We start from the raw sequence: 1,328 nt of genomic DNA on the forward strand, positions 1-1,328 counted from the left end.
GCCATCAGCACCGACTTGATCTCGGTGTACTGGTCGAATACCGCGCGCCCCATCTCGCGGCCGATGCCCGACTGCTTGAAGCCGCCGAACGGCATCGAGTTGTCCAGCACCGTGTGGCAGTTCACCCACACCGTGCCGGCCTTGATCCGCGGAATCAGCCGATGCACCCGCGTCAGGTCGTTCGACCAGATGCTCGCCGCCAGGCCGTAGGGCGTGTCGTTGGCGCGGCGCGCGACCTCGTCCAGATCGTCGTACGGCATCGCCACCACCACCGGGCCGAAGATTTCCTCGCGCACCACCCGCATGTCGTCGCGCGCATCGACCAGCACCGTCGGCTTGACGAAGTAGCCGCCGCCTTCGCCCGCTTCGCCGCCGACCGCGGCACGCGCGCCTTCTTCGAAGCCGCTGCGGATGTAGCCCATCACCCGTTCCTGCTGCACCGCCGAGACCAGCGGGCCGAGCTGGGTGTCGGGGTCGAGGCCGGCGCCGACCTTCATGCCGGCGGCAATGTTGGACAGGCCTTCGACCACCTGGTCGAACTTCTTCTTGTGCACGAACAGGCGCGAGCCGGCGGTGCAGACCTGGCCGGAGTTGAAGAAGATGCCGTGTGCGGCACCGGCGGCCACCGCGTCGACGTCGGCGTCGTCGAGCACGATCATCGGGCTCTTGCCGCCCAGCTCCAGCGAGATGCGCGTCATGTTGTCGAGCGCGGCCTTGCCCACCAGCTTGCCGATCTCGGTCGAGCCGGTGAAGGCGAGCTTGTCGATGCCCGGGTGCGAGGACAGCGCCGCGCCGGCGACATGGCCCAGGCCGGTGACGACGTTGAACACGCCGGCCGGGTAGCCGGCTTCCTGCACCAGTTCGGCCAGGCGCAGCGCGCTCAGCGGCGTTTCCTCGGCCGGCTTGAGCACCATCGTGCAGCCGCTGGCCAGCGCCGGCCCCATCTTCCACGCCGCCATCAGCAGCGGGAAGTTCCACGGGATGATGGCGCCGACCACGCCCACCGGCTCGCGCCGGGTGAAGCCCCAGAATTCGCGCTCGCGGATGATCGGCACCGAGGGCTGCATGGTCTCGCCGCCGAGCTTGGTCGCCCAGCCGGCCATGTAGCGCAGCGAGTCGACCACCAGCGCGACGTCGGCGAAGCGCGCCACCGTCACCGGCTTGCCGTTGTCCAGCGCTTCCAGTTCGGCCAGTTCCTGGGCGTTGGCTTCGACCAGGTCGGCCAGCTTCATCAGCAGGCGCTCGCGATCGACCGGGCGCATCGCCGCCCAGTCGCCGCCTTCGAAGGCCTGGCGCGCGGCGGCCACCGCACGGTCGATGTCGGCCTG

The 1,328-nt window shown here is 69.7% G+C and carries 1 protein-coding gene; it reads right to left on the reverse strand.

All coding sequences use genetic code 11. The features are described from left to right. A partial coding sequence (locus TBU01S_RS22635) for an aldehyde dehydrogenase family protein (RefSeq protein ID WP_068639730.1) occupies positions 1-1,328 on the reverse strand: 1,328 nt, incomplete at both ends.

Source organism: Thauera butanivorans NBRC 103042 (genome assembly GCF_001591165.1).
Lineage (GTDB): Bacteria > Pseudomonadota > Gammaproteobacteria > Burkholderiales > Rhodocyclaceae > Thauera > Thauera butanivorans.